The 20,267-nt window shown below is 65.7% G+C and carries 18 protein-coding genes; 5 read left to right on the plus strand and 13 right to left on the minus strand.

The window, feature by feature from the left end; genetic code table 11:
• Positions 1–19: 19 nt before the first annotated feature.
• Both PV773_RS17135 and PV773_RS17140 read left to right on the plus strand, forming a co-directional pair.
• Positions 20–1,534 carry an FGGY-family carbohydrate kinase gene (locus tag PV773_RS17135; protein ID WP_347967518.1) on the plus strand — a complete coding sequence of 505 codons (1,515 nt, stop codon included), beginning with the start codon at positions 20–22 and terminating at the stop codon, positions 1,532–1,534.
• Entirely contained in the window at positions 1,531–3,138 is a 1,608-nt protein-coding gene (locus PV773_RS17140; RefSeq protein ID WP_347967519.1) for a GMC family oxidoreductase, read from the plus strand. Before PV773_RS17135 ends, PV773_RS17140 begins: the two co-directional genes overlap by 4 nt.
• A gap of 82 nt (positions 3,139–3,220) precedes the next feature.
• On the opposite strand, the gene PV773_RS17145 is transcribed toward PV773_RS17140, so the two are convergent.
• Complete coding sequence (locus PV773_RS17145) at positions 3,221–3,952, minus strand: aspartate/glutamate racemase family protein (protein ID WP_347967520.1); 732 nt, start codon at positions 3,950–3,952, stop codon at positions 3,221–3,223.
• 145 nt (positions 3,953–4,097) lie between these two features.
• On the opposite strand from PV773_RS17145, the gene PV773_RS17150 reads away from it, so the two are divergent.
• On the plus strand, positions 4,098–4,775 hold the full coding sequence (locus PV773_RS17150) for a GntR family transcriptional regulator (RefSeq protein WP_347967521.1): 678 nt from the start codon (positions 4,098–4,100) through the stop codon (positions 4,773–4,775).
• 19 nt (positions 4,776–4,794) lie between these two features.
• Here PV773_RS17150 and PV773_RS17155 read toward each other — a convergent pair whose 3' ends face one another.
• The 8 genes from PV773_RS17155 to PV773_RS17190 all read right to left on the minus strand — a co-directional run bounded on the left by PV773_RS17155 (position 4,795) and on the right by PV773_RS17190 (position 14,660).
• Positions 4,795–5,772 (minus strand): oligopeptide/dipeptide ABC transporter ATP-binding protein, encoded by a 978-nt coding sequence (locus PV773_RS17155; RefSeq protein ID WP_347967522.1) that lies wholly within the window; start codon positions 5,770–5,772, stop codon positions 4,795–4,797.
• The gene (locus PV773_RS17160; protein ID WP_347967523.1) at positions 5,769–6,752 is read right to left on the minus strand and encodes an ABC transporter ATP-binding protein; all 984 of its coding nucleotides are present in this window, start codon (positions 6,750–6,752) and stop codon (positions 5,769–5,771) included. Before PV773_RS17160 ends, PV773_RS17155 begins: the two co-directional genes overlap by 4 nt.
• Entirely contained in the window at positions 6,745–8,241 is a 1,497-nt protein-coding gene (locus PV773_RS17165) for an amidohydrolase family protein (protein WP_347967524.1), read from the minus strand. The genes PV773_RS17160 and PV773_RS17165 overlap by 8 nt, the downstream gene beginning before the upstream one ends.
• On the minus strand, positions 8,238–9,431 hold the full coding sequence (locus tag PV773_RS17170) for an amidohydrolase family protein (RefSeq protein WP_347967525.1): 1,194 nt from the start codon (positions 9,429–9,431) through the stop codon (positions 8,238–8,240). Before PV773_RS17170 ends, PV773_RS17165 begins: the two co-directional genes overlap by 4 nt.
• 7 nt (positions 9,432–9,438) lie before the next feature.
• Positions 9,439–10,398 carry an ABC transporter permease gene (locus PV773_RS17175; RefSeq protein ID WP_347967526.1) on the minus strand — a complete coding sequence of 320 codons (960 nt, stop codon included), beginning with the start codon at positions 10,396–10,398 and terminating at the stop codon, positions 9,439–9,441.
• Positions 10,399–10,417: 19 nt separating this feature from the next.
• A complete protein-coding gene (locus PV773_RS17180) occupies positions 10,418–11,386 on the minus strand; it encodes an ABC transporter permease (RefSeq protein WP_347967527.1) in 969 nt (322 codons plus the stop codon).
• 59 nt (positions 11,387–11,445) lie between these two features.
• A complete protein-coding gene (locus PV773_RS17185) occupies positions 11,446–13,005 on the minus strand; it encodes an ABC transporter substrate-binding protein (protein ID WP_347967528.1) in 1,560 nt (519 codons plus the stop codon).
• 89 nt (positions 13,006–13,094) lie between these two features.
• Positions 13,095–14,660, minus strand: coding sequence for an ABC transporter substrate-binding protein (locus PV773_RS17190; RefSeq protein WP_347967529.1), 1,566 nt, complete (start codon positions 14,658–14,660; stop codon positions 13,095–13,097).
• Positions 14,661–14,967: 307 nt separating this feature from the next.
• Here PV773_RS17190 and PV773_RS17195 point away from each other — a divergent pair, with 307 nt between their 5' ends.
• Positions 14,968–15,339, plus strand: a complete 372-nt coding sequence (locus tag PV773_RS17195) for an antitoxin Xre-like helix-turn-helix domain-containing protein (RefSeq protein WP_347967530.1) — start codon at positions 14,968–14,970, stop codon at positions 15,337–15,339.
• Positions 15,332–15,850: an RES domain-containing protein gene (locus PV773_RS17200; RefSeq protein WP_347967531.1), complete on the plus strand. Its 519-nt coding sequence runs from the start codon at positions 15,332–15,334 to the stop codon at positions 15,848–15,850. The genes PV773_RS17195 and PV773_RS17200 overlap by 8 nt, the downstream gene beginning before the upstream one ends.
• A gap of 18 nt (positions 15,851–15,868) precedes the next feature.
• On the opposite strand, the gene PV773_RS17205 is transcribed toward PV773_RS17200, so the two are convergent.
• From PV773_RS17205 to dgoD, 4 genes are all read right to left on the minus strand, one after another.
• Entirely contained in the window at positions 15,869–16,225 is a 357-nt protein-coding gene (locus PV773_RS17205) for a DUF779 domain-containing protein (RefSeq protein WP_347967532.1), read from the minus strand.
• A gap of 157 nt (positions 16,226–16,382) precedes the next feature.
• Positions 16,383–17,900 carry an aldehyde dehydrogenase gene (gene adh / locus PV773_RS17210; RefSeq protein WP_347967533.1) on the minus strand — a complete coding sequence of 506 codons (1,518 nt, stop codon included), beginning with the start codon at positions 17,898–17,900 and terminating at the stop codon, positions 16,383–16,385.
• A gap of 137 nt (positions 17,901–18,037) precedes the next feature.
• On the minus strand, positions 18,038–19,006 hold the full coding sequence (locus PV773_RS17215; RefSeq protein ID WP_347967534.1) for a helix-turn-helix domain-containing protein: 969 nt from the start codon (positions 19,004–19,006) through the stop codon (positions 18,038–18,040).
• Between the two features lie 111 nt (positions 19,007–19,117).
• Entirely contained in the window at positions 19,118–20,266 is a 1,149-nt protein-coding gene (gene dgoD, locus PV773_RS17220; protein WP_347967535.1) for a galactonate dehydratase, read from the minus strand.
• Position 20,267: the final 1 nt, after the last annotated feature.

The raw sequence follows: 20,267 nt of genomic DNA on the forward strand, positions 1-20,267 counted from the left end.
GAAGCCCTGGGAGGGGTTTATGGGAGGATGCATTCTCGGCCTCGATGCCGGCAACACCGTCATCAAGGCCGTGCTGTTCGACCTCGAAGGCCGCGAGCTGGCACTTGCCGCCAAGGATGGCCGTTCGAGCATGCCCAGGCCCGGTCATGTCGAGCGCGATCTGGGCGAACTGTGGCGCAATGCCGTCGAGGTCATCAGCCAGTGCATCGCGCGATCGGGCGTCGCCGCATCCGACATCCTTGCCGTCGGATGCGCGGGCCATGGCAACGGGCTCTACGCGCTCGACCGCGACGGCGAGCCGCTCGTCGGCATCCAGTCGCTCGACACGCGTGCTGCGCAACTGGTCTCGCAGTGGCAAGGCGGGGGCGTCGGCGAGCGCACCTATCCGCACTGCCTGCAGAAGCCCTGGGCCGCCCAGACGCCGACGCTGCTGGCCTGGCTGAAACGCCATGACCCTGCGCTCTACGGCCGCATCGGCACCGTGTTCCTGTGCAAGGACTTCGTCGTCAACCGGCTGACCGGTGCCCGCTCGACCGATACAACCGACATGTCAGGCTGCGGCCTGCTCACCATGCCGGGCCGCCGCTACGAGCCTGAGCTGCTGGCCGCCTATGGCCTCGAGGATTGCGGCGGGATGCTGCCGCCGGTGCTGGAATCGGCCGAAATCGCCGGGCGCATCTCGCCCGAGGTCGCCGGCCTTACCGGCCTCGCCGAGGGTACGCCCGTTATTGCCGGCCTGTTCGACGTGGTCGCCAGCGCCATCGGCTCGGGCGTCACCCGCACGGGGGCGGCCTCGATCATCGCCGGAACCTGGAGCATCAACCAGGTCATCACCGACGAGCCGATCCGCGATCCCAGCATCTTCATGCTGTCGACCTACGATCCCGAGCGTTATCTCGCGATCGAATCCAGCGCCACCTCGGCCGCCAATCTCGAATGGATCGTGCGCGAGTTCTTCGAGCACGAACACGAGGCCGGCCGGTCGCCGTTCGAAACCTGCGGCGAACTGGTCGCCTCGGTCGACCCGACCAGTGATGTCCCGATCTACCACCCCTATCTCTATGGTGCCCAGGCCAATGGCCAGGCGCGCGCCGGCTTCTACGGCATCGCCGGCTGGCACAGCCGCGCCCATCTGCTCCGGGCGCTGTTCGAAGGCGTGGTGTTCGAGCATCGCCGCCATGTCGAGACGCTGCGTGCCGCCGGCGCTGCGGTCGACGAGGCGGTGCTGTCGGGCGGCGGTTCGCGCAGCGCCATCTGGCCGCAGATCTTCGCCGACGTGCTCGGCCTGCCGGTGACGGTGGCGCGCAGCCGTGAGACCGGCGCGTTAGGGGCGGCCATCGCTGCCGCGACAGGCGTCGGCGTGTTCAGGGATTTCGCCGAGGGTGCCCGGGCCATGACGGCAGCGGCGCGCCACTATCAGCCCAATGACGGGGTGGCGCAGGCCTATGGACGGCGCTACCGCCTTTATGGCGAAATCAACAAGGCGATGGGGCCCTTGTGGCAGAGCATGGCGAGCGAACAGGTCGAGGCATGACCGCAAGCGATTTCGGCACATATGACTTCATCGTGGTCGGCGCCGGTTCGGCTGGCTGCGTGCTGGCCAATCGCCTGTCGGCCAATCCTGCCAATCGCGTGCTGCTGATCGAGGCCGGCGGCAGCGACCGTTACCACTGGGTCGATATTCCGATCGGCTATCTCTACTGCATGGGCAATCCGCGCACCGACTGGCTGATGAAGACCGAGGCCGAGCCGGGGCTGAACGGCCGCGCGCTGAACTATCCCCGGGGCAAGGTGCTGGGCGGCTGCTCGTCGATCAACGGCATGATCTACATGCGCGGCCAGGCCGCCGACTATGACGGCTGGCGCCAGGCCGGCAATGTCGGTTGGGGTTGGGACGACGTGCTGCCCTATTTCCTGAAGTCGGAGGACTATCACGGCACGGCCTCCGCCGGGCATGGCAAAGGCGGCGAATGGCGCGTCGAACGCCAGCGCCTGTCCTGGCCGATCCTCGACGCTTTCCGCGACGCTGCGGAGGAGACCGGCGTTCCCCGCACCGACGACTTCAACCAGGGCACCAACGAGGGCTCCGGCTATTTCGAGGTCAACCAGAAGAAGGGCGTGCGCTGGAACACGTCGAAGGCCTTCCTGCGCCCGATCCTCAACCGGCCCAACCTGCGTGTCGTCACCGGCGCCGAGACCGAGCGGCTGGTGCTCGAGGGGCGGCACGTGCGCGGCGTCGTCTTCCGCCTCGATGGCAAGCTGCATGAGGCGAAGGCAGGCGAGACGATCCTCGCCGCAGGCGCCATCAACTCGCCCAAGATCATGGAGCTGTCGGGCATCGGCCGCCCGGATGTGCTCGCCAGCCTCGGCATCGATGTCAGCCATCGGCTCGACGGTGTCGGCGAAAACCTGCAGGACCATCTGCAGATCCGCACGGTTTTCAAGGTCCACAATGCCGCGACGCTCAACCAGCGCTATCACAACCTTTTCAGCCGCGCGGCGATGGGCATCGAATATGCGCTGAGGCGATCCGGCCCGCTGTCGATGGCGCCGAGCCAGCTCGGTATCTTCGCGCGCAGCGATCCGCGGCTCGAAACGCCCGACCTCGAATACCACGTCCAGCCGCTCAGTACCGACCGGCTGGGCGAGCCGCTGCACCGCTTCCCGGCGGTCACGGTCTCGGTCTGCAATCTGAGGCCCGAAAGCCGCGGCAACGTGCATGCCACCTCAGCCGACCCGGCCAAGGCGGCGGCGATCCGTCCGAACTACCTGTCCACCGAAGGCGACCGCGAGGTCGCGGTGGCGTCCATCCGCCATGTCCGCAAGCTGATGTCGACGAAGGCCATCGAGCGTTTCGCGCCCGAGGAGATCCTGCCCGGGCCGGCGGTCGCCAGCGACGCTGACGTGCTGAAAAAGGTCGGCGACATCGCCACCACGATCTTCCACCCCGTCGGCACCTGCAAGATGGGCTCCGATGCCCTGTCGGTGGTCGATGACCGGCTCCGCGTCCACGGCCTCGCCGGCCTGCGCGTCGTCGATGCCTCGATCATGCCGTCGATCGTCTCGGGCAACACCAATTCGCCCGTCATCATGATCGCCGAAAAGGCATCGGAGATGATCCTCGCGGATGCTGCCTAACGGCCTCGGGTCCTCGGCAAGCTGGCCGTCAACTCGACAATCGCCTCGCCGACAACCAGCACGCGAGGAGCTTTCCCGCACCTCAGGACGGCATTGCCGCCGCGCCGTTCGGCGCTGCCTTCTGCCTCGGGAAGTCGTAGCCATTGGCCTTGGACGTCAGGTAGCCTGCGCCCACCAGCGCCTCCGCTATCTTCACGGCCGCCGTGACGCCGTCGATGACGGGCACTCCCGTCCGTGCCGTCAACCGCTCGCACAGTCGCGACATGCCCGCGCAGCCGAGGATGATCGCCTCGGCGCGGTCCTGCGTCTTTGCGAGTTCGATCTCGTCGATCAGCAGGCGTTCCGCCTTTTCCGGCTCTTCCTCCAGGCCCAGGACCGGCAGGTCGATGGCGCGGACGGCGCGGCAATGATGCCCGGCGCCATAGGTCTGCACGATGTCTTCGATGATCGGCACCGAGCGGGGAAGGGTGGTGACGACGGAAAAGCGGCGGCTGATGGTCATTGCGACCTGCACGGCCGCCTGGCAAATGCCGATCACCGGTCCCTTGGCGATTTCTCGCGCCGCGTGCAGCCCGGGATCGTCGAAGCAGGCGATGACATAGGCATCCACGCCCTCAGCCTCGCCGCGGCGAATTTCCGACAGCATGCCCGGCACCGCCAAAGCCTCGTCGAAGGCGCCTTCGATGCTGACGGGCGTGGCGCTCGGGTTGACGGCGGTAACCTGCGTGTCCTGATTGGCCACGCGCAAGGCGCTTTCGAGCGCCTGGGCTGTCATGGAGGCTGTCGAGTTAGGGTTGATCAGGCGTATATGCACGTCGAGTTTCCTAATGCGCAGTTTCTAGAGCCGCGACAAATGCTGAAGGGCCCGCGCCTGCGATGCGGCTTGGCGGTCTGGCGTGACGGCGGTTGACATTTTTCTACCCATGCCGAATGTCCATGGCCGTGGCAGGGTCAGGTGCATGGCAGATCAGACGGGCATTTCTACGCAGCACATTGTCGAAAAGGTCTGGCTTTCGATCGCCGAACGCAGGTTGCGGCCGGGCGTTCAACTGAAGGAAGGCCAGCTGGCGACCATATTCGACGTCAGCCGCGCCCGCATCCGCCAGGCGCTTTCGGCGCTCGAGCGTGAAGGTCTCGTGACCATCATCCCGAACCGGGGCGCCTTCGTCTGCCAGCCCTCCGTCGATGACGCCCACGACGTTTTCGCTGTTCGCCGCTCGGTGGAGCGGTGCGTCGTCGAGCGCATCGGCAAGTTGGCCGCGAAGGCTGACATCGACAGGCTGCGCAGCCATGTCGCGAGCGAACGCGTCGCCAACGCGAAGGATGTGACCACCGACATCATCAAGCTGTCGGGCGGCTTCCACCTGCTCCTGGCCGAGATCTCGGGCTCCGATTTCCTCTTCGGCATGATGCGCGACCTGATCTCGCGGACCTCGCTCATCACCGCCGTGTATCGCAACACTGCACGCTTCAACTGCGGCCCGGACGAACATGCAGAGATCGTCGAGGCGATCTCCGTCGGCGATGTCGGGAAGGCTTCGCGGCTGATGGAGCATCATCTCGAGCATGTCGAATCCGAGCTCGACCTGCGGGAAGTGCGCGACCTGTCCCATGACCTGAAGGCCGCGCTGGCGTAGCCCCATATCCGCGGCTCGATCATTCGTCCCCCACCAGATGGCAGGCGACGTGCGTTCCGTTGCCGAGCGTGCGCAACTTGGGGAGTTCCGCTGAGCAACGGGCGGTCGCCATCGGGCAGCGCGGATGGAACGGGCAGCCTGACGGCGGCTTGAGCGGGCTCGGCACCTCGCCCGCAGCCACTGTCCTGTCGCGATGCGGATGCTGGATGTTCGGGATCGTCTGGAGCAGCAGCTGCGTATAGGGATGGCGCGGCCGGGCGAACAGCTCCTCGGTCTCGCCCTCTTCGACGATGCGGCCGAGATACATCACCGCGATGCGGTCGGACATGTGCCGCACCACGCTCATGTCGTGGCTGATGAACAGGTAGGTCAGCCCGAACTCGTCCTGCAGGCGGCGCATCAGGTTGAGCACCTGCGCCTGCACGGACACGTCGAGTGCCGAGGTCGGCTCATCGCAGACCAGGAAGCGCGGCTCGCTTGCCAATGCGCGCGCGATCGAGATGCGTTGCCGCTGCCCGCCGGAGAATTCGTGCGGGAACTTGTCGCCGTCGGACGCCGACAGGCCGACCGTGCGCAGCAGTTCCTCCACGCGTTCGGTGATCTCGGCCGAAGATTTGCGCAGCTTCATCTCGCGCAAGGGCTCGGCGATGATGTTCTTGACTCGCCAGCGCGGGTTGAGCGACGCATATGGATCCTGGAAGATCATCTGCGCCGACAGCGGCTTGCCGTCCTGGCCGGACGCGAAACGCATCTCGCCGCTGTCCGGCCTGTAGAGGCCGGTGACGAGCCGCGCCACGGTGGACTTGCCGCAGCCGCTTTCGCCGACGAGGCTCAGGCAGCCGCCCATCGGCACGGCAAAACTCACGTCGTTGACGGCCTGGAGCAACTGCCTGGGCTTGCGTTCGATCACGCGGTTGAGCCAGGGCGCGGAAACGTCGAATGTCTTGAAGAGACGATCGACTTTCAGGGCCGGCGGTCTTGCGGGCATGGCAGTCATGCGGTTCCTCCTGCATTCAGCCAGCAGGCGCTGGCTCCTGCTCCGGCCGGCAGCAGGCTGGGTCGCTCGCGCATGCAGCGTGGTCCGGCCTGCTTGCAGCGCGGATTGAAGGCACAGCCCGGCGGGATCGCATCGAGCCGCGGCATCGATCCGTCGATCTGGTTGAGATGCTTGACCCGCGCGCCAAGCGCCGGGATCGATGCCATGAGCCCGCGCGTATAGGGATGCATCGGCTCGTGCAAAACCTTGTCGACCGGCCCGATTTCGACCAGGCGGCCGGCATACATCACCGCGATCCTGTCGGCGGTTTCGGCAATGACGCCCATGTCGTGCGTCACCAGCATCACCGCCGTCCGCTTTTCCTTGCACAGCCTGCGCAGCAGCGATGTGATCTGCGCCTGGATCGAGACGTCGAGTGCCGTGGTCGGTTCGTCGGCGATGATGAGCTTCGGCGAGGCGGCGAGCGCAAGCGCAATGACCACGCGTTGCCGCATGCCGCCCGAGAACTGGTGCGGATACTGATTGACGCGTTCCTCCGGCGAGGGAATTCCGACGTCCTTCAGAAGTGCTACGGCCCGCGCCCTGGCTTCGGCCTTGCCCATGCCGAGATGCTGGCTGATCGTCTCGGTCAACTGCGCGCCGACCGTGAACAGCGGATTGAGCGAGGTCAGCGGGTCCTGGAAGATGGCACCGATCTCGCGCCCGCGGATCTTTTCCATCTCACGGTCGGCCAGGTTGTCGATGCGGCGATCGCCGAGCCAGATCTCGCCCTCGGCGATGCGGCCCGGCCGCTCGAGCAGGCCCTGTATGGCCAGGCCCGTCATCGACTTGCCTGCGCCGGATTCGCCGACGACGCCGAGTATCTCGCCCGGCTGGATCGACAGGCTCACATTGGAAAGGGCGGTGGCAACGCCATGACGACCCGGAAATTCCACCTTGAGGTCGCGGACCTCAAGCACCGGCTTCTCGGTCTCAGCCATTGGGATTGACCTCGACAGGATAGCTTGGAGGGAAGATCTCCGACACAGGCGGATGGGCCCAACTGCGCTCGGGATATTTCGTGACGAGCCCGTCGAACTGTTTCTGTGCCCGCAGCCGTGCCGCCTTCATGTCGATGCCGGCGACCTCCCCGAAGCGCATCGACAGCCGGCCGTCGACGAACACCGCCTGCGTGACCTTGCCCGAGCCTCCCGTGACCAGCGTCGTGATCGGGTCTATGGACGGCGCCATCACGGCGTCGTCGAGGCCGAAGACGGCAATGTCGGCACGCGCTCCAGGGGCCAGACGTCCGAGATCGTCGCGGCCGAGCGCTGTTGCGCCGCCCAGGGTGGCGGCGTCGAAAAGGTCGGCGCATCGGACGCGGTCCGGGGCCCGATCGTTGATCCTGCAGGTGATGAGGCCAACCAAGAGGTTCATCAGCATGTCGGCGGGCGTCGTGTCGGTGCCCATAGCAATGTTGATGCCGCGTTCCCGGCACTTGGAAAACGAGTTCAGCGTGCTGCCGCCGCGCCCCGAAACCAGCGGGCAGTGAACGATCGAGACTCCGTTGGCGGCATAGAGGCCGAGGTCTTCCTCGGTTGCGTTCGTCGCATGTGGTGCAATCAGCCGGTCGTTGAGCAGGCCTTCGCGCGCCAGCCAGACAGGGGCGGTCGCGCCGTGCAGCTTGCGCACGGTCTCCACTTCCATGGCGCCCTGCGCCATGTGCAGACGGATCTTGCAGCCAAGGTCGCGCGCGGCGGCCTGGGTACGACGCAAGAGTTGCGACGTACAGGTCTCGACGCGGTCCGGCACGAGCAGGCCGCGCACCAGATCGTCGAAGCGGCCCGTCTGCCGGCCGATATAGTCGACGGCGTCGCGCAGGCCCTTGAGGCCGCGCTCCTCGTCGAACACCGGCACCATCTGGCCGGGCGCATCCAGCACCATGCCGCCGGCGCGATAGGCAGGGCTCAGATAGATACGGAGGCCGAGGTCGCCGGCGGCATCGGCCGCGGCATCGAACTCGGCGACCGTTTCGCCCCATTCGCGATAGAACAGCGAGGCGATGGGTGCTGCCGTGGTGATGCCGTTCAGCAGCAGCTGGCCGAAGGCAAACCGCTTCTGGAACGCCAGCTCTTCCTGCGAATACATCTCATAGGGGCCGGCTTCGACATAGGAGCGCGGCCATACCCGGCCTTTGGCCCAGCCGGGGTGATGGTCGATGCCGAGGATGGTCGTATCCAGGTCCGACAGCGCGTCGAGATCGACGAAGCCTGGGCTGACGAGCGCGTTGCCGAAATCGATCCGCCGGGCCACCTCGCCGGGGAACTCTGTGCCGACGAAGACGACTTGGCCGCCGTCGATCACGAGCTCGCCATTCGGGACGAGCCGATGTGAGCCGTCGCGGTGACCGAGCACCCAGGCGGCGGTGATCAGCGTCCGCCCTTCGGGGCGTTTGCCGAGCGGAAGCGAGTCGAGCACCTGACGGGTCATGGCATTTCCACCATTGCAACGCCGCCGCGCGCGGTGACGCGGCCGGCCTTGATGACGAGAGGGCGCGGGTCGACATCGACGACGGCATGCGCGAGCGTCTCGCCGCTGAGCAAGGTGAGGTCGGCATGGCAGCCCTCGGCCAGGCCGTAGCCGTCGATGCGCATCACGTCCGCGCCGCCCTGCGAGACGATGTGCAGCATATGTTCCAGCTCGCGGTCCGAGCGCAGGCCGTTCTTCATTCCGATGACCTTGGCGCGGTCGATCATGTCGGGTTGGCCCCAGGGGCCCCAGGTGTCGCGGATGCCATCGCAGCCGGCGCCGACGCGGACGCCGGCCTGCTTGAGACGCATCACTGAAGGCACCGTCGCGGACGGTGCGCCCGTCGTCAGGATGGCCACGTCCAGCGCCGCGATCTCGTCGACGAGCTGGCCGACGCGCAGATAGTCGTTCATGCCGAGCGCAAAGGCATGGCTGATGGCGACCTTGCCCTGCATGCCATTGGCGCGGATGCGCTCGAAGATGAGCTCCATCGTGAAGGCGCCGAGGTCGCCGGCCTCATGCAGATGGATGTCGATCGGGCATTGGTGCTTCACCGCCAGCGAGAAGATGGCATCGAGTTGGCCTTTCGGATCGCGGTCGATGCCGCATGGATCGATGCCGCCAAGGACTTCGCAACCCTGCGCCAGCGCCGCGTCGAGCAGTTCCAGCGTTCCCGGCATCACCATGACGCCCGACTGCGGGAAGGCGACGATCTCGATGTCGATGATGCCCTTGAGCTTTTCGCGGGTTTCCATCACGCCATCGACGATGGAGAGGCCGTGGACCGGGTCGATGTCGACGTGACTGCGGATGTGGGTCGTGCCATGCGCGGCCAGGCCGATGGCGTGGCGCATCGACTGTCGATGCGGATCGATGCCGATGGCGCTGCGGTTCTCCCGCTCGTAGTCGATGCGTTCGCGCAGCACCGCACGCCGGTTGTTTTCATGCCAGGGCATGCCCCAGGTGGTCTTGTCGAGATGCGTGTGCGCGTCGATGAGGCCGGGAATGGCAATGGCGCCGCCGCCGTCCTCGACCGCCATGCCTGCATCCGGCTCGAAATGGCCGATGCCGGCGATCCGGCCGTCGCGGATCAGCAGATCGCTCGCCGCCTCCCCGAAAGGCCGGACATTGCGGAGCAGCAGGTCGTTCATGGGCACTTTACCTCAGTTTCGGATTGAGCACGTCGCGCAGCCAGTCGCCGAGAAGATTGACGACGACGACGAGCAGGCAGAGCTGGATCACCGGAAACAGGACGATCCACCACGAGCCCGAGAACAGATACTGGTTGCCGATGCGGATCAGCGTGCCGAGCGACGGCTGGCCCGGCGGCATGCCGATGCCCAGGAACGACAGCGTCGCCTCGGTCAGGATGGCCATGCCGAAGTTCAGCGTGGCGGCGACCAGCACCGGCGTCAGCGTGTTGGGTAGGATGTGGTGTGCCAGGACGCGGCGGGCCGGCACTTTCAGGAGCTTGGCGGCCTGGACGTATTCCTTGCTGCGCTCCACGATCGTCTGCGCGCGCACCGTACGTGCGTATTGCACCCATGCCGAAAGGGCGATCGCCAGCACCAGCACGGCCGAGGCGCCAATCTCGCGCAAATCGGCGGGAAGCAGCTGTCGCACCACCGTCGAAACGAGGATCGCGATCAGGATGGTCGGGATGGACAGGGTGATGTCGCCGAAGCGCATCAGCACGTTGTCGACGAAGCCGCCGAAGAAGCCGGCGACCAGCCCGGCAGTCATGCCGATCAGGAGCGACAGAGCCACCGAGGAGAGGCCGATCACGATCGATATCCGCGTGCCGTAGAGGATGGCCGAGAGCATGTCGCGGCCTTGCGTGTCGGTGCCGAGCAGATAGGGCCACTCGCCACCTTCCTGCCAGACCGGCGGCAACTCCGCCTTCCACATGTCGAGCTGGGCTGCATCATACGGGTTCTGGGCGGCAAATAGCGGCGCAAAGGCTGCGGTGACGATGAGCACGGCGAGGATCGCCGCGGCAACCATCGCCGTCTTGCTATGCGTGAACGACCACCAGACATCGCTGTTGCGCATGCGTTGCAACATCGTCCGCCGCGGTGCGATTGCGCCCGTCTGGGACTTCGGCGTTTCGATCGTCATGGACTTGTCCTTCCGGCGATCAGCGGGCGTTGCGCAGGCGCGGGTCGATCACCGCATAGGTGATGTCGACCAGCGTGTTCAGCGCGACGAAGATGAAGGAAATGATGCACAGGTAGGCGGCCATCACCGGTATGTCGATGAAGGTCACGGCCTGGATGAACAGCATGCCCATGCCAGGCCACTGGAAGACCGTCTCGGTGATGAGGGCGAAGGCGATCAGCGAACCGACGTTCATCGCGGTCATCGTCACCACGGGCATCAGGCAGTTCCTGAGCGCATGGCGGAAATGGATGCGCCAACGCGGAATGCCCCTGGCGCGGGCAAACTTCACATAGTCGGAGCGCAGCACTTCCAGCATTTCGGCGCGCACCAGGCGCATGATTAGGGTGATCTGGTAGAGCGAGAGCGCGACCGCCGGCAGGAGCAGCGCCGCCCGGCCGGACGGTGTGAGCAGCCCGGTTGACCACCAGCCGATCTGGACGACGTCGCCACGGCCGAAGGCCGGCAGCCAGCCGAGACTGACCGAGAACGCAAGGATGAGAAGGATGCCGACGACGAAGCTGGGCAGCGATACGCCGACGATCGAAACGAATTGCAGTGTCTCTGTGTACCACTTGCCGCGTTTTATCGCTGTGAGGACACCCAGCGGAATGCCCACCACGAGCGAGATCAGCGTGGCGACCAGCACCAGCTCGAGCGTCGCCGGGAAGCGGTCGGCGATCAGGGTCAGCACGTCCTGGCCGTTGCGGTAGGAGATGCCGAAGTCGCCCTGCGCCGCATTCACGACGAAGCGGGCGAACTGCGTGGGGATGCCGTCGTTCAGGCCCAACCGTTCCCGCAGACTGTCGCGGTCGGCCTGGGTCATCTGCTCGTTGGCCATCAGCTCCACCGGATCGCCCGCAAGACGGAAGATCAGGAAAGCCAGCATCGCAACGGCGAGCATGACCATGATCGCATTGGCGATGCGGGTGATGATGAAGACCAGCATGTCAAGCCTCGCAAGCTGTGCGGGAGCCGGAGCGCATGGGCTCCGGCTCCACACCAGGGTCATTCCGCGTAATTGGTCAGCCAGTGACGCGGCTTGTTGTCAGCCAGCTGCGCGATCCGGTCGATCTTCTTGCTCATGACCCAGGCCATCGGCTGCTGGTGCAGAGGCAGCATGATCATCTCGTCCTTGGCCATCTGGAGCGCCTTGGTCTGCAGCTCGAGACGCTTTGTCCGGTCCATCTCGGTCGAAGCCTGGATGATCAGCTTGTCGATCTCCGGATAGCTCCAGCCGCCCCAATTGAAGACGCCGGCCTTGTCGCTCTTGGTCTCGATCATCTGCAGCAGGATCGAATAGCTGTCGAGCATCGGTTCGTTCGCCCAGCCGATGAGGTAGGCGTCGGACAGCCCGCCGGTGCGCTTGGGCGCCTGCGCGGCCGTCGGAGCGATGTCGAGCTGCGGCTTGAAGCCGGCGCGGCTCAGCATGTTGACGATGCCCTGGCAAAGCTCCTCTTCGTTGACATAGGCCTCGTTGGTGCAGACGAGGGTGAAGGGGAGGTCGCTGGCGCCGGCTTCGGCAAGCAGCTTCTTCGACATATCGGGGTCGAACGGAACGACGGTGTCCAGCGCCTCGGAGTAGCCCGGGATCTCCGGAGCGATGATCGCGCCTGCGGTCCTCGACTTGCCGCGCATGACGCGCTTCTGGATCAGCTCCTTGTCCAGCGCGTAGGCGAATGCCTGGCGGACGCGCAGGTCGTTGAACTTGTTGTCGGTGCCATTCGCCAGCTTGGGCTTGCGGTTGAAGCCGACCATGACGGTGCGCAGGTCGGTGCGCTCCATCACCTTCAGCTCAGGTTGCGCGACAAGGCGCGGCAGGTCCTGTGCCGGCGCGTTTTCGGTGAAGTTGATCTCGCCCGACAGCAGTGCCGCGACGCGTGTCGCCGCCGAGGTGATCGGCGTGAACTCGATGCGGTCGATATTGGACTGCGACTTGTCCCACCAGTCGGAGTTCTTGACGAGCACCGTCTTGCTGTCCGGTACACGGCTCTCGAGCTTGTACGGCCCGGTCCCGTTGGTGTTGTAGGTCGCGTATCCCTCGATCTTCTTGCCGACGTCGGTGGGCTTCTCCGAGTTGTTGTCCTTCAGCCAGGTGGCGTCGAATATGTGGATGTTGGTCAGGTCGTTGAGCAGCAGGGGATAGGGGCCGACCAACTCGATGTCGATGGTGTAATCGTCCACCTTCTTCGCGGACTTGTAGGCCGGAAGGTTGCCGCGCAGCGGAGACACCGGATCGCTGACCCGGGTGAGCGAAGCGATCACGTCGTCCGCGGTGAATTCAGCGCCGTTGTGGAACTTCACGCCCTGGCGCAGGTGGAACCTCCAGACGTTGTCCGCCACGTTCTCCCAGGATGCCGCCAGCGCCGGCTCGATCTTGAGATTGGCGTCGTAGCGCACCAGGCCTTCATAGACGTGGTTGAGGAAGGCAAGCGTGTAGCTGTCGCCATAGGAATAGGGGTCGAGCGAATAGATGTCGCGCGATGCGCCCCATTTGAGCGTCGCCGCCTGGCCAGCCGTGGACAGCGCGGCCGCCATGAAGGCCGCGAGGGTCAGTTTCTTCAGCATTCTGCAGTTCTCCCTTTAGAGGTCATCGTTCCCCCGTGGCGGGGTTCTTCTTCTTTTTGAAGGGCAGGGACGGCCCGAGGGCCGTCCGGCTATTCGCCGAGGCGGGTCAGCCAGTGGCGCGGCTTGTTGTCGGCGCGGATCACGACCTGCTCGACCCGTTCGGACATCGCCCAGGCCATCGGCTGCTGGTGCAGCGGGATCATGATCAACTCGTCCTTGGCGAGCTTGAGTGCCGCCGTTTCGATCGCCAGGCGCTTTTCGCGGTCGGGCTCCTTGGCCGCCTGATCGACCATCTTGTCCAGCTCGGGATAGGACCAGCCGCCGTAGTTGGCGACACCCGCCGCGCCGCTGCGGGTCGAGAGGACCTGCACGAGGATCGAATAGGCATCCAGCGTCGGCTCGTTGGCCCAGCCGATCATGTAGACGTCGGACTTGCCGCTGGAGCGCTTGGGCGCCTGGGCGGCGCGCGGCCCGATGTCGACATTCGGCTTGAAGCCTGCGCGCGTCAGCATGTTGACGACGCCGGCGCAAACATCCTCCTCGTTCACGCTTTCGTCGTTCATGCAGAGATAGGTGAAGGCGAGATCCGACTGGCCGGCGTCGGCCAGCAGCTTGCGCGACAGTTCGGGGTCGTAGGCCGACGGCTTGTCGAGTTCGGCGCTGTAGCCCGGGATCTCCGGCGCCACCAGGGTGCCGGCCGGGTGCGCGAGGCCGCGCATGACCTTCTTGTTGATGAGCTCGCGGTCGATGGCGTGGTCGAAGGCTTGGCGGACCCGGAGGTCGTTGAAGGGGTTGTTCCTGCCGTCCTCCAGCTTGTCGCGGCGGTTGAACGCGATAGAGACCGTGCGCAGGTCTGAGCGCTTGTCGACCTTGATGCCGGGTGCGGCCTCGAGGCGCGGCAGATCCTGGATCGGGGCGGAATCGACAAGATCGACCTCGCCCGAAAGCAGTGCCGCCACGCGGGTCGCCGGCGATCCGATCGGGGTGAATTCGATGCGGGTGAGGTTGTGCTTCTTCTCGTCCCACCAGCCGTCGTTGACGACCAGCACCGTCTTGCTGTCCGGCACGCGGCTCTCGAGCTTGAACGGCCCCGTACCGTTGGTGTTGTAGGTTGCGTAGCCCTCGACCTTCGCGCCGACGTCGGTCGGTTTCTCGCTGTTGTTGTCGACGAGCCATTGAGCATCGAACATGAAGATGTTCGTCATGTCGTTGAGGAACAGGGCCGACGGCGAGGAAACCTCGATCTCGACCGTGTAGTCGTCGATCTTCTTCGAGCCGACATAGAGCGGGATGTTGCCGCGCAACGGCGATGTCGGATCGCTGACGCGTTTCAGCGACGCGATCACGTCGTCGGCGGTGAACTCGGCGCCGTTGTGGAACTTGACGCCCTGGCGCAGCTTGAAGCGCCAGATCTTGTTGTCGATCAGCTGCCATTCGGTGGCCAGGGCCGGCACCACTTCGAATTCGGGCGTGTAGCGCACCAGGCCTTCATAGATGTGATTGAGGAAGGCCAGGTTCGACGTGGAACCGTAGGAATAGGGGTCGAGCGAGAAAATGTCGCGCTGGCCAGCCCAGCGCAGCGTGTTCGCATGCGCGGCCGTGGCCAGAAGCCCCAGGGTTACCGCAGTCGCGATGGTCTTCCAAAGTCGCCGCATCACACTGCTCCTCCCTAGCTTTGTGCTCGCAGTGGTCAGTTTGTTTACGCATCGACGCAGTGTCAACCAAATTGTCTACAATCATGGGTACTATTTTTTAGATTTTTGTAGACAGTTTTAAATCCCTTGCCGACCGGCTCGGGGAGGCGCGCCGACGTTGCGTTTGGCCGTGCCCCCGGGATCACTGGTCCGGCAGGGGCGCCGAAGAGGGACGTGTGATCGTCCGGGACCCGGCTGCGCTTGAAATGAGCAGGCAATGAGCACATATTGACCCAATGAAGTTCAAATCTTGCACTGGGAGTGTGCGATGACTGCTCAGAGCCTCGGCGTTTCGGCGGCCCATTTCGGCGACAGCCGCACGCCGTTCCTGTCGGCTCGACGGGTGTCCGAGCAGCTCGGCGTGACGCAGTCGGAACTCGCCCGCCTCGTCGGGGTGGCCCGCAACACGCTGGCTGCACGCTCCGGCGCGCGCAAGGTCGACCAAGCGCTGAGCCCGGTGGTGCGTATCCTGGCGATGGCGTCCGAGATGGCCGGCGACGAGCATCGTGCGGTGATCTGGTTCAAGCATCAGCCGATCCCGGGCTGGGCCGGCAAGACGGCCTACGACCTGGTCGGCGAGGGCAAGGCGGACAAGGTCCTGGCCTATCTGGAGGCGGTGCGCTCCGGCGTCTATGCCTGACAAGGCGTGGCCGAAAAGCCGGACCTTGTGGCGGGCCTTCGTGCCGCGCTGGGCCTATCTGCCGCTTTCCGGGGAGGGGGCGGCGCGTTTCGGCGGACGCTGGAACCCGGTCGGCGCGCCGACGCTCTATGCGGCCTGCGAGCTCTCCACCGCATGGGCCGAATACAATCAGGGTTTCGTGCAGCACCCGGCGTTGATCGCGCAGCTTGAACTGAGCGACGCCACACTTGCCGATCTGACGGAGGCCGCCGTGCTTGCCGAACTCGGCATCGATGCGGCGATCCATCGTTGCGAGTGGCGGGCCGATCTCGACGAAGGCCGGGTGCCCGAAACGCATTCGCTTCGCCAGCGGCTGCTCGGGGAGGGCTACGACGGGGTCGTCTACCCGTCCTTCATGTCGCCTGGCGGCAGTTGCGTCGCGCTATGGCACTGGAACGGTTCGGGAAAGCCGTCGGTGAAGGTCATCGACCCCGAGCAACGCCTGCCCAAGACGCCCGCGTCCTGGGTGTAGTCAGTCGGCCCGGTGCTGTCACCGAGCGGCGGGGACGCATATGGTCGAGCGCGTCAGGAAGCGCTTCTCGCGGCCGTTGTCGAGCGAGAACATGCCGCCGCGCCCGGGCACCACGTCGATGATCAGGTCGGTGTGCTTCCACGCTTCGTATTGCGAGGCGCTGATGTAGACCGGCGTGTCGCCGATCGTACCCAACAACACGTCGAGGTCGCCGACGATGAAGTCCGAGCGCGGATAGCACATCGGCGAGGAACCATCGCAGCAGCCGCCGGACTGATGGAACAGCACCGGCCCGTGGTCGGCAGTGATCTCGTCGAGCAGGGCGATGGCCGCCGGCGTGGCGGAGACCTTGTCGAGGGGAGGATGCGAGGACATGGCGCGGGTTCCGGTTCTTCCTTCTCCCCGCCTGCGGGGAGAAGGTGTCACGAAGTGACGGATGAGGGGCAGCGCGGGCGCGGTCAGGTAGGCCCTGCCCCTCACCTGCCTGCCGGCGTCCTCTTCCCGCGAGCGGGGAGAGGAGAACTCGTCACCCTCAGAAGAACCCAAGCTTCTTCGGGCTGTAGCTGACCAGCATGTTCTTGGTCTGCTGGTAGTGGTCGAGCATCATCTTGTGCGTCTCGCGGCCGATGCCCGACTGCTTGTAGCCGCCGAAGGCGGCGTGCGCCGGATAGGCGTGGTAGCAATTGGTCCAGACGCGGCCGGCCTGGATGGCCCGGCCGAAGCGATAGAGCCGGTTGGCGTCGCGGCTCCAGATGCCCGCACCGAGGCCGTAGAGCGTGTCGTTGGCGATCGACAGCGCCTCGTCGTCGTCCTTGAAGGTGGTGACCGAGACCACCGGTCCGAAGATCTCCTCCTGGAAGATGCGCATCTTGTTGTGGCCCCTGAACACCGTCGGCTTGACGTAGTAGCCGCCGGTAAGATCGCCCGGCAGGTTGGCGCGCTCGCCGCCGGTCAGGAGCTCGGCGCCTTCCTGACGACCGATGTCCACATATGACAGGATCTTCTCCATCTGCTCCGACGAGGCCTGCGCGCCGATCATGGTGGCGGGGTCGAGCGGATCGCCCTGGACGATCGCCTCGACGCGTTTCAGCGCGCGCTCCATGAACTTGTCGTAGATCTTTTCGTGCACCAGCGCCCGGCTCGGGCAGGTGCAGACCTCGCCCTGGTTGAGCGCGAACATGACGAAGCCTTCGATGGCCTTGTCGAAGAAGTCGTCGTCTTCCGACGTCACGTCCTGGAAGAAGATGTTGGGCGACTTGCCGCCGAGCTCGAGTGTCACCGGTATCAGGTTCTGCGAGGCGTATTGCATGATCAGCCGGCCAGTGGTCGTCTCGCCGGTGAAGGCGATCTTGGCGATGCGCGGGCTGGATGCGAGCGGCTTGCCGGCCTCGAGGCCGAAACCGTTGACGATGTTGAGCACGCCTGCAGGCAGCAGGTCGCCGATCAGGTCGGCCCACAGCATGATGGTGGCGGGCGTCTGCTCGGCCGGTTTCAGCACCACGCAGTTGCCGGCGGCCAGTGCCGGCGCCAGCTTCCAGCAGGCCATGAGCAGCGGGAAATTCCACGGGATGATCTGGCCGACGACGCCGAGCGGCTCATGGAAATGATAGGCGACGGTGTCGTGGTCGATCTCGGAGATCGAGCCTTCCTGGCCGCGCAGCACGCCGGCGAAATAGCGGAAATGGTCGATGGCGAGCGGCACGTCGGCAGCGGTCGTCTCGCGGATCGGCTTGCCGTTGTCCCAGGTCTCGGCCAGCGCCAGGAGGTCGAGGTTTTCCTCCATGCGGTCGGCGATGCGGTTGAGGATCAGCGCGCGTGTTGCCGGCGCCGTCTTGCCCCAGGCGTCCTTGGCCTTGTGGGCTGCGTCGAGCGCCGCCTCGATGTCGGCGGCGTCGGAGCGGGCGATCTCGCCCAGTGGCCGGCCGGTGACCGGCGAGATGTTTTCGAAGTACCGGCCGGCCTTGGGCGCCACCCACGCGCCGCCGATGAAGTTGTCGTAGCGCTTGGCGAAGGGGATCTTGGCCGTGCGCGAGAATTCCACCTTGTTCATCTTTTCCTCCCGAAGATCGCACCGCGGGATGCGGCGCCCGAGAGGAGAGTGCCAAGTTGCCGGCCGATGTCAGCCGGGGCCTGGCAGGAGGTGGAGGTCATCTGTCGCAGATCTGCGACACATGGAGCGGGGAAAGATCAGTGCGGCCGCTGCAGCCCGAGGCGGGCGAGCTTGCGGTGCAAGGTCGCGCGTGAAATGCCGAGCGCCTCGGCCGCGGCGGAGACGTTGCCGCCGGATCGCGCCAAGGCGCGCTGGACCACGCTGCGCTCTGCCCCGGCCAGATCTTTCGACGCGGCCGCGTGGGTTCCGAGCAGGTCCGCGGCGGGCATCGGCCTGGCCATCATCTGCGGCGTCAGGCCGAGCGCCTGCCGCGCCGCCCGCGTCGCGCCGATCACCAGGTCGTCGTCGTCCACTGCAAGCAGGGCCGCGGGCGAGGTGTCGGGGTTCGGCGCGACCAGGATGCGCGCTGTCGGGAAGCACAGGCGGAAGTTCTCGGCCTCGATACGACGCACGGCGTCGCCCACCGCCATCGAGATCAGACTGACGAAGCCGTCGGTCTGGTCCGCACGGCACGACGACACGTCGAGTGCGGCGGCGAGTTGGCCCTCATGATCGTAGATCGGCGCCGTCGTGCAGGAGAGCAGCGTGTTGCGGCTCAGGAAATGCTGGTCGCGATGAATGGTCAGCGCGCGCTGCTCGATCAGGCAGGTGCCGATGCCGTTGGTGCCTTCGCATTCTTCACTCCACACCGTGCCGGTCCACAACCCCCAATCCTCGAAGGTCTCGTCGTCGGCTGCCGCTCCCCGCCGCTCGACCGGCACGCCGTCGCGGTCGGCGAGGAGCACGCAGCAGCCGACGCCGCCCACGGCGAGATATAGCCGGTCGAGGCTCGTCTGCGCGGCGGCGACAAGCCGCCCGATACGCTCACGTGCGGCCGAAAGCTCTGAATCGGTCAGGCGGCGCGGCGGGTTGCGATGCGCCGGGTCCAGCCGGTGCAGGGACGACGACCGGCTCCATGAGGCCACGAGCGCGGACCGGGCCGCCTCGCTGGAGCGGAGCGCGGCCTGGATCCTGTCCACATGCTCGACGACAACGCTCGCGTTCATGCGCCCCTCCCAAGGCGTTGCCTGCATAGCCTGTCCGGCTCAAGGCCGGCGGCCAAATTGCATGGGGCGGCAGCGTCGGGTCAATTGGTCCTTAGACCAACGATGGGGCCCTCACCACTCGGCGAAGGAGCCGTCGGCGTGGCGCCAGACGGGGTTGCGCCAGCGGTGGCCTTCCTTGGCACGCTCCACGACATAGTCCTCGTCGACTTCGACCCCGAGGCCGGGACCGTCGGGGATGGCGACGAAACCGTCGTCGTAGCGAAACACGTCCTTGTTTTTGGCGTAGTCGATCAGGTCGTTGGCCTTGTTGTAGTGGATGCCGAGGCTCTGTTCCTGCATGAAGGCGTTATAGGTAACGGCGTCGAGCTGCAGGCAGGCGGCGAGCGCAACGGGGCCGAGCGGGCAATGTGGCGCAACCGCGACGTCATAGGCCTCGGCCATGGCCGCGATCTTGCGGCATTCGGTGATGCCGCCGGCGTGCGACAGGTCGGGCTGGATGATGTCGACCACGCCTTCCTCGAATACGCTCTTGAAGTCCCAGCGGCTGTAGAGGCGTTCGCCGAGTGCAATTGGCGCGGACGATAGCGCGGCGATCTCCTTCAGCGCCTCGCGGTTCTCGCTCAGCACCGGCTCCTCTATGAACATCAGCCGGTAGGGCTCGAGCTCCTTGACCAGAACGCGCGCCATCGGCCGGTGGACGCGGCCGTGGAAATCGACGGCGATCCCAACATGCGGGCCGACGGCCTCGCGCACCATGGCGACGCGCTCGACGGCGGCGTCGATCTTGTCGTGGCTGTCGACGATCTGCAGTTCCTCGGTGCCGTTCATCTTGAGGGCGGTGAAGCCGCGCGCCACCACGTCCTTCGCGCCGTCGGCGACGTCGGAGGGGCGGTCGCCGCCGATCCAGGAATAGACCTTGATGCGGTCGCGGCACTTGCCGCCGAGCAATTCGTGCACCGGCACGCCCAGCGCCCTGCCCTTGATGTCCCACAGCGCCTGGTCGATTCCGGCGATGGCACTCATCAGGATCGGGCCGCCGCGGTAGAAGCCGCCGCGATACATGACGTTCCAGTGATCCTCGATCAGGCGCGGATCCTTGCCGACGAGGTAGTCGGCGAGCTCGTGCACGGCCGCCTCGACGGTATGCGCGCGACCTTCGACCACGGGCTCGCCCCAGCCGTTGACACCTTCGTCGGTCTCGATCTTGAGGAACAGCCAGCGTGGCGGGACGATGTAGGTCTTGAGCGCAGTGATCTTCATG

It is taken from the genome of Mesorhizobium sp. CC13 (genome assembly GCF_039907765.1).
In the GTDB taxonomy this organism is placed as follows: Bacteria; Pseudomonadota; Alphaproteobacteria; order Rhizobiales; family Rhizobiaceae; genus Aminobacter.